The organism is Ginsengibacter sp., from assembly GCF_057362405.1.
On sequence record NZ_JBMQQG010000077.1, the window covers coordinates 1 to 7,660 of the forward strand.

Here is a 7,660-nt window from a genome sequence, read left to right on the forward strand (position 1 = left end):
GGCTTACTATTAAAATTTCACCATTTATATCTTTCACGGAAATATTAGGTACTTTATTTTCATCATCAAATATGCGCAGATTCACAATTTTATTACTTAACCAAATTACATCTTCATCAGTATCAGCATCTTCAATCCCCAGAAAAACAAGGAGACCTTTTTGTATTGTACCGATTACTTTGCCATCTACGGCTACAGAGCCATTTGATACTCTTTGTATTACAATCCTCATTGCTTATTTAATGTTTTTTTGTGTCAATTAGATTCTTTTTTACCCAAAAATTTTAATTAAAAATGTGTAAAAAATTTTAAAATCAGCGTGGTTAAGGCTTGTGAAATTATGCACACTTCTTTTCCACAGACTGTGCAAAATTTAGAATGAGTTTTATGAATGAATAAAAATATTTTCGTTCTCCCGCGTCCCAAAAACGATTTATTAACCTAAAAATAATATTAGCCCAATGTCAAGTAATAATCTGTCTGCAACAGGCCTCCGTTTTCAACGGCAATTCACCAAAGATGGTGTTTCTCCCTATAATATGTTTGAATATGATTACCGTACGTCGATTATAAAAAATACAACGGGAGAAATCGTTTTCCAGATGGACAATGTTGAAGTTCCGAAACAGTGGAGCCAGATTGCGACAGATATTCTCGCTCAAAAATATTTTCGTAAAGCAGGTGTTCCGCAGGCTGATGGAACTACCGGAAGAGAGACCACGGTGAAGCAGGTAGCACATCGCCTGGCTCATTGCTGGAGAGTGTGGGGCGAGCGCTATAATTATTTTACAACAGCAGACGATGCCCAAATTTTTTATGAAGAATTGGTCTATGCAATTTTGAATCAATCCTGTGTGCCTAATTCACCGCAGTGGTTTAACACTGGCCTGCACGAAGTATATGGTATTACGGGCAAACCCCAGGGACATTATTTTGTAGACGCAAATGATGGCCAGTTGAAAAAATCAACCTCGGCATATGAGCGTCCGCAGCCACACGCGTGTTTTATATTGAGTGTTGATGATGATTTGGTTAATGAAGGTGGCATTATGGATTTGTGGGTGCGTGAAGCGAGAATATTTAAATATGGAAGCGGTGTTGGAACAAACTTTAGCAGTATTCGTGGTGAAGGTGAAAAATTGAGTGGCGGCGGTACTTCCAGCGGGTTGATGAGCTTTTTAAAAATTGGAGACAGGGCAGCAGGCGCAATAAAAAGCGGCGGCACTACAAGACGTGCTGCAAAAATGGTTTGTCTTGATCTGGATCATCCTGAAATTGAAACTTTTGTAAACTGGAAAGTAGAAGAAGAAAAGAAAGTAGCCGTTTTAATTGAAGCTGGCTATCCAAGTGATTACGAAGGTGAAGCATATAAAACAGTAAGCGGCCAAAACAGCAATAATTCTGTTCGCATTCCTAATGAATTTTTTCATGCACTTGAAAAAGATGGCGATTGGGAATTGAAAGCAAGAAGCGATGGCCGCGTAATGAAGAAGGTAAAAGCTAAAAAATTATGGAACGATATTAATTATGCAGCGTGGCGGTGTGCAGACCCGGGCACACAATATAACACCACTATAAATGAATGGCACACCTGTCCCGAAGGCGGATCGATAAGAGCGTCTAACCCTTGTAGTGAGTATATGTTTTTGGATAATACTGCCTGTAACCTGGCATCGGTAAATCTTCGCAGGTTCTTCAATGAAAGTGATAACTCTTTTGATGTAAACGGTTTTGAATATACTGTTCGGCTCTGGACCACCGTTCTTGAAATTTCTGTGTTGATGGCACAATTTCCAAGTAAGGAAGTGGCACAATTAAGTTATGATTACCGAACATTAGGCCTTGGCTTCGCTAATCTCGGCAGCATGTTAATGGTAAGCGGTATCGCTTATGATAGTGATAAAGCACGTGGTATTGCGGGAGCGCTAACCGCGATTATGACCGGCGTAGCTTATAAAACATCTGCGGAGCTTGCAGCTCATTTGGGGCCTTTTTCCAGGTATGAAGAGAATAAGCAACATATGCTCCGTGTTATGCGTAACCATCGTGCAGCGGCTTATGATGCTATGGATGCGTACGAAGGAATTGAAATTAAACCACAAGGTATTAATGCAAAATATTGCCCCGATTATTTACTGAAAGCTGCAACAAAAGCATGGGACGATGCTGTAATCCTGGGAGAAAAATATGGATACAGAAATGCGCAAACAACTGTTATCGCACCGACAGGTACTATTGGGCTCGTGATGGATTGCGATACCACCGGCGTTGAACCTGATTTTGCATTAGTGAAGTTTAAAAAGTTAAGTGGCGGCGGTTATTTTAAAATAATAAATCAAAGCGTGCCACAGGCTTTAAGAAATTTAAAATATTCTGAAAAGGAAATTGAAGAGATCGTAAATTATGCGAAAGGACATGCTTCATTAAATGGTGCACCGCACATTAATCCTGTAACACTTTCCCAGAAAGGGTTTACCGGAACTGATATTCAAAAACTGGAAGCCGCTATGGCATCTGCTTTTGAGATAGGTTTTGTTTTTAATGTTTATAATCTTGGTGAAGAATGTTTACAGCGGTTAGGTTTCTCCCAGGAGCAATACAACAATTTTGAATGGAGTTTATTAGAAGCTTTAGGTTTTAGTGAGCAACAAATTGAGGAGGCGAATATATATATCTGCGGAACAATGACTGTTGAAGGCGCTCCCTATTTAAAAGACGAACATTTGTCTGTATTTGATTGCGCCAATAAATGTGGCAACATCGGGGAAAGATATATTCATCATGAAGGGCATATTCGTATGATGGCCGCTACACAGCCTTTCATAAGCGGCGCAATTTCCAAAACGATAAATCTCCCCAATGAAGCAACAATAGAAGAAATTGCTGATGCGTATAAGTTAAGCTGGGAACTCGGCTTAAAAGCGTGTGCGCTTTACCGTGACGGTTCTAAGTTATCGCAACCATTGAGTAACAAAAGTGATAAAAAGAAAAAGGCAATTGACAATGAAGAATTGGCAATTGGCAATAATGTAAATACCAGTGAGCCACGAATCGTTGACATGAGCCAGTTAACTGTTGAGGACCTGTTGGAAGAAATGAACAAGCGTGTGCAGAGTAGCAAGGATACCGGCTTAAAACGCCAGCTTGCTATGATCGTGGAGCGCAGGGCATTACCGGCAAAACGACGCGGTTTTACTCAAAAGGCGAAAATAAACGGACAGGCATTATTTCTGAGAACAGGAGAATACAACGATGGGACATTAGGCGAAATTTTTATTGACATGGCCAAAGAGGGCGCTACAATGCGTAGTATGCTGAACTGCTTCGCAATTGCCATTTCGATAGGATTGCAATATGGAGTTCCATTAGAAGAGTTTGTTGAAAAATTTGTCTTCACAAGGTTTGAACCTGCAGGCATGGTAGATCATCCTAATATTAAAACAACCACATCTATTATTGATTTCATGTTCCGTTCTTTGGCTTATGAATACCTGGGGAGAAATGACCTGGTGCATGTACTCGATAAACCTGAGGTGGAAAATATAGGTGATAAACCGTGGGATGAAAATACACCGACCATTGGAAACCGTGTGCCGGAATTAAGTGACGTGAGGGTTATTGGTGCAACTAACAGTAAGGAACAGACGAAACCACACAGAACCGAGCACGCGAAAAAAGTAAGCAATGGCTATGATGCAGTGAATGCAGCGGCAAAAAATATGCAGAGCGATGCACCGGCATGCAACACCTGTGGGCATATAACCATTAGAAGCGGCACTTGTTATAAATGTTTGAATTGCGGCAACAGCATGGGATGTAGTTAGAAAGTATATTTTAACAACAAGCATAAAGGCCACCTTAATCCGGTGGCCTTTTGCTTTACTGAAAATGACTGAAAAGTAACCGTGGCAATAGGAAGCAAAAAATAAAAATGAAAATTCGACGTTATCAAAACAAAAAATTCCGGAATAATTATTTTAAGTTTATAGTGCTATCCTGTTGCTAGTCTTATATTATTTTTTATTTCAAAGTAATTTTATGAAAAATCCAATCGTGTTTTTGATTTTTGCAGTTTTTTTTACACCTGTCTATTCGCAAACCACGACGGTATTAAATCTTCCTAAAGATGCTAAAGTAGAAGGTACCGTTTCCGACATGCGCACCAAACAGCCAAAAAACAATGAGCTTGTTGTTTTCAGAAGCCAAAAAAACAGTAATGAATACCAGGCAATTAGTGACTCTATGGGAAATTTTGCAACCCGTCTTCCTGCAGGAGATAAATACGACATTTATATTTTAGGCTTCAAAGATTCCAGCAGTTATAATATTTTAGACATACCTGCGCTCGGCCCAAACTCTTATTATAAAAATCCGTTCAAAGTAAACCTGGAATTTGATCCTCCCAAAACGTTTGTTTTAGATGATGTTGAATTCGATTTCGGCAAATCTACTTTGCGCCCGGATTCTTATAATACCCTTGACGACCTGGTTGACTATTTGAAGAGAAAACCCAATGAAAGAATAGAGATTGGAGGCCACACAGATAATATCGGAAGCGACGAAAAAAATTTGGTGCTTTCGCTGGAAAGGGCAAAATCTATAGTATCTTATTTAATAACGAAAGGAATCAGCAACGACAGACTGGTGGCGAAAGGATATGGCGCCGAAGAACCAATTGAAGATAACAGCACCGAAGAGGGAAGGCAAAAAAACCGCCGTACCGAAGTTAAAATATTAGACCCGGACCAGCCGGTTCAGCAATGAAATATACAAAGCTTACTTTGTCGTATTCTCTTTCTGCCTCAGGTATAGCTTGCCAATTTTTTTTTCGTATGTCCCACTGCGTTAGCTACTTTCAGAAAATTGAATAGGCAAATAACAACCTGATTTTTTGGAATTCATTTTCCGTAGATTCTACATTCTTTATTAGAATTAAAAGCAATGAAATATTGTAACAGAACGTCATATTCTGTTTCTAATAAAATGTTTACGCTTTAATACTACATCGTACATTTGTTTATATGACATCTTCCTTTTTTAATTATAGCAAACCCAAGGTGCTGCAGGCGCTTCGATATCACTTCATTACCAGAAAAGAAATAAAAATTATGGTGATACTTGTGAATGTATTCGCTATAGTTGCTGCAACTTTCTATTTTTTAAAAAAGGTATCAGCCTACGCGTTCCTGGGAAGTTCTTGTTTATGGTTTTGTTTAATGGTGTCTTTTTGGTATATATTACCCAATCTTATTTACCGTAAATCAAAAACTTTTAAAGACCGCCTGAAAGTAAGTTTTGAGCCACAACACATGTTTATTGAAAACGAGCGTGGCAGCAGAAGTTGGCCGTGGACGGCTTTCAGCAGCATGATTGAAAGCCCACATTTTTTTCATCTGTATTTCGATAGCCGTTCATTTTTTATTATTCCAAAAGATGCTTTCGGCGATGATAAAACAGGAGAGGCGAGACAAATTTTAAATGAAAAAATAAACCGCAAAATTTAATTAAAAGTGATTTAATTTCTTAACCATAATAACATGTGGGATGGAAATTTCGAGGAATTCATTACCTGACACTTTGTATCCCAGTTTTTCATAAAAACCAATGGCAGTTTTGCGGGCATGCATAATAAGTCTTTTATAACCTGCATCCCGGGCTACATTTTCAGCAAAATGCATCATGGAGGCTCCAATCCCCTTACCTTGTAAATTATTTTGAACGGCCATTTGGCGAAGTCTCACACATTCTTTATCAACTTTAGTAAGCAGGCAGCAGCCTAATATTTTGTCCTCCTCAAAGGCCCCGATGAGAATATCGTGCTTTTCTTTTTCAAGTTCCGCCGGTTCAAATTTAAGTTGCAAGGGCTTGCGCAAGATATCATAACGCAAGTCGACCATTTTTTTATATTCGTTTGATCCGTGATCTATCTGTTTAATCGGCATAACGTAACACTATGGAGGTTAAGACATTTTAGTAAATATACAAGATACTATTTTTGGAATTATCCTGAATGAACAAAAGGCAGAATTTATTTTCGTGTTATTGAATTTTGGGCATAATACTGGTGTGATCAGTTATTATTTTTTTTTATCACAAAAAGTATATTTTTGTAGCCGTATTAACTAAATTTTACAATCATGCAAGACATTGCAACAAGAGTTAAAAAAATCATTGTTGACAAATTAGGAGTTGATGAGGCTGAAGTTACACCCGAAGCTTCTTTTACTAACGATTTAGGTGCCGATAGCTTAGACACCGTCGAATTAATCATGGAATTTGAAAAAGAATTTAATATTTCTATTCCTGATGAGCAGGCCGAAACCATCACTACGGTTGGCCAGGCAGTAGCATACCTTGAAGAGCATGCTAAGTAATCATCGTATTTAACATTGCAGGCAAACTTATGGAACTAAAAAGAGTAGTTGTAACCGGATTGGGAGCCATAACGCCTTTAGGTAAATCAGTCCCCGAATACTGGGATGGTTTAGTTAAAGGTGTATCTGGTGCTGATATTATTCAGCAGTTCGATATTGCGAAATTTAAGACCAGGTTTGCCTGCGAGGTTAAAGATTTTGAACCCACAAATTATTTAGAAAGAAAAGAAGCACGTAAACTCGATCGGTTTGCCCAATTTGCATTGATTGCCAGTGACGAAGCTGTAAAAGATGCCGGCATAAGTAAAGAAAACGTTGACCAGGACAGAGTCGGTGTAATCTTCGCAAGTGGTATTGGAGGTATAACTACTTTCCAGGATGACGTTATGGAGTTTGCCAGGGGCGATGGAACTCCCCGTTTCAATCCTTTCTTCATTCCCAAAATGATACTGGATATTGGTGCCGGGCAGATATCAATGCGATATGGATTTCGCGGGCCCAATTTTGCCGTGGTCAGCGCTTGCGCCAGCAGCACTAATGCCATCATTGATGCCTATGATAATATTCGTTTAGGCAAGGCCGATATAATACTCTCAGGTGGCAGTGAAGCTGTTATTTGCGAAGCCGGTGTTGGTGGTTTTAATGCCATGAAAGCATTAAGTGAAAGAAACGATGACCCCAAAACTGCGTCACGTCCTTTTGATAAAGACAGGGATGGTTTCGTAATGGGTGAGGGTGCAGGCGTATTGGTGCTTGAAGAACTGGAACATGCATTGGCAAGAGGCGCAAAAATATATTGCGAAATTGCGGGTGGCGGTGCTACGGCAGACGCCTATCATATTACAGCTCCTCATCCCGAAGGACTCGGTGCAAAAAATGTAATGACAGTTGCTTTAAAAGATGCCGGCATGAAACCTGAAGACATTGATTATATAAACGTTCATGGTACATCAACTCCTTTAGGCGATATAGCAGAGTCAAAAGCAATACTGAGTGTCTTCGGCGATAAAGCTTACGGGTTAAATATCAGCTCTACAAAATCAATGACAGGACATTGCCTGGGAGCGGCTGGTGTAGTGGAAGCGCTGGCTTGTATACTAGCGGTAACTAAAGATATCGTACCTCCTACAATTAACCATTTTACCGATGATCCCGAATTGGATCCAAAACTGAATTTTACTTTTAATACCGCACAGGAAAAAGTAGTAAATGCCGCTTTAAGCAATACATTTGGATTTGGCGGTCACAATGCTTCAGTTATTGTAAAGAAATACAAGCCTTAACTA

The 7,660-nt window shown here is 39.3% G+C and carries 7 protein-coding genes; 5 read left to right on the forward strand and 2 right to left on the reverse strand.

Features of this window, described 5'->3' with window-relative positions; all coding sequences use genetic code 11:
- A partial coding sequence (locus ACO1O5_RS06700; RefSeq protein WP_486269066.1) for a D-aminoacyl-tRNA deacylase occupies positions 1-232 on the reverse strand: 232 nt, incomplete at its 3' end.
- 229 nt (positions 233-461) lie between these two features.
- On the opposite strand from ACO1O5_RS06700, the gene ACO1O5_RS06705 reads away from it, so the two are divergent.
- The 3 genes from ACO1O5_RS06705 to ACO1O5_RS06715 all read left to right on the forward strand — a co-directional run bounded on the left by ACO1O5_RS06705 (position 462) and on the right by ACO1O5_RS06715 (position 5,504).
- Positions 462-3,824 (forward strand): vitamin B12-dependent ribonucleotide reductase, encoded by a 3,363-nt coding sequence (locus ACO1O5_RS06705; protein ID WP_486269067.1) that lies wholly within the window; start codon positions 462-464, stop codon positions 3,822-3,824.
- A gap of 214 nt (positions 3,825-4,038) precedes the next feature.
- A complete protein-coding gene (locus ACO1O5_RS06710; protein WP_486269068.1) occupies positions 4,039-4,764 on the forward strand; it encodes an OmpA family protein in 726 nt (241 codons plus the stop codon).
- A gap of 257 nt (positions 4,765-5,021) precedes the next feature.
- The gene (locus ACO1O5_RS06715; RefSeq protein WP_486269069.1) at positions 5,022-5,504 is read left to right on the forward strand and encodes a YcxB family protein; all 483 of its coding nucleotides are present in this window, start codon (positions 5,022-5,024) and stop codon (positions 5,502-5,504) included.
- Here ACO1O5_RS06715 and ACO1O5_RS06720 read toward each other — a convergent pair whose 3' ends face one another.
- Complete coding sequence (locus ACO1O5_RS06720; protein ID WP_486269070.1) at positions 5,505-5,942, reverse strand: GNAT family N-acetyltransferase; 438 nt, start codon at positions 5,940-5,942, stop codon at positions 5,505-5,507. It lies immediately after the preceding gene.
- A 195-nt stretch (positions 5,943-6,137) separates the two neighbouring features.
- Here ACO1O5_RS06720 and ACO1O5_RS06725 point away from each other — a divergent pair, with 195 nt between their 5' ends.
- A complete protein-coding gene (locus ACO1O5_RS06725) occupies positions 6,138-6,374 on the forward strand; it encodes an acyl carrier protein (RefSeq protein WP_150414737.1) in 237 nt (78 codons plus the stop codon).
- Positions 6,375-6,403: 29 nt separating this feature from the next.
- On the forward strand, positions 6,404-7,657 hold the full coding sequence (fabF, locus tag ACO1O5_RS06730; protein WP_486269071.1) for a beta-ketoacyl-ACP synthase II: 1,254 nt from the start codon (positions 6,404-6,406) through the stop codon (positions 7,655-7,657).
- Positions 7,658-7,660: the final 3 nt, after the last annotated feature.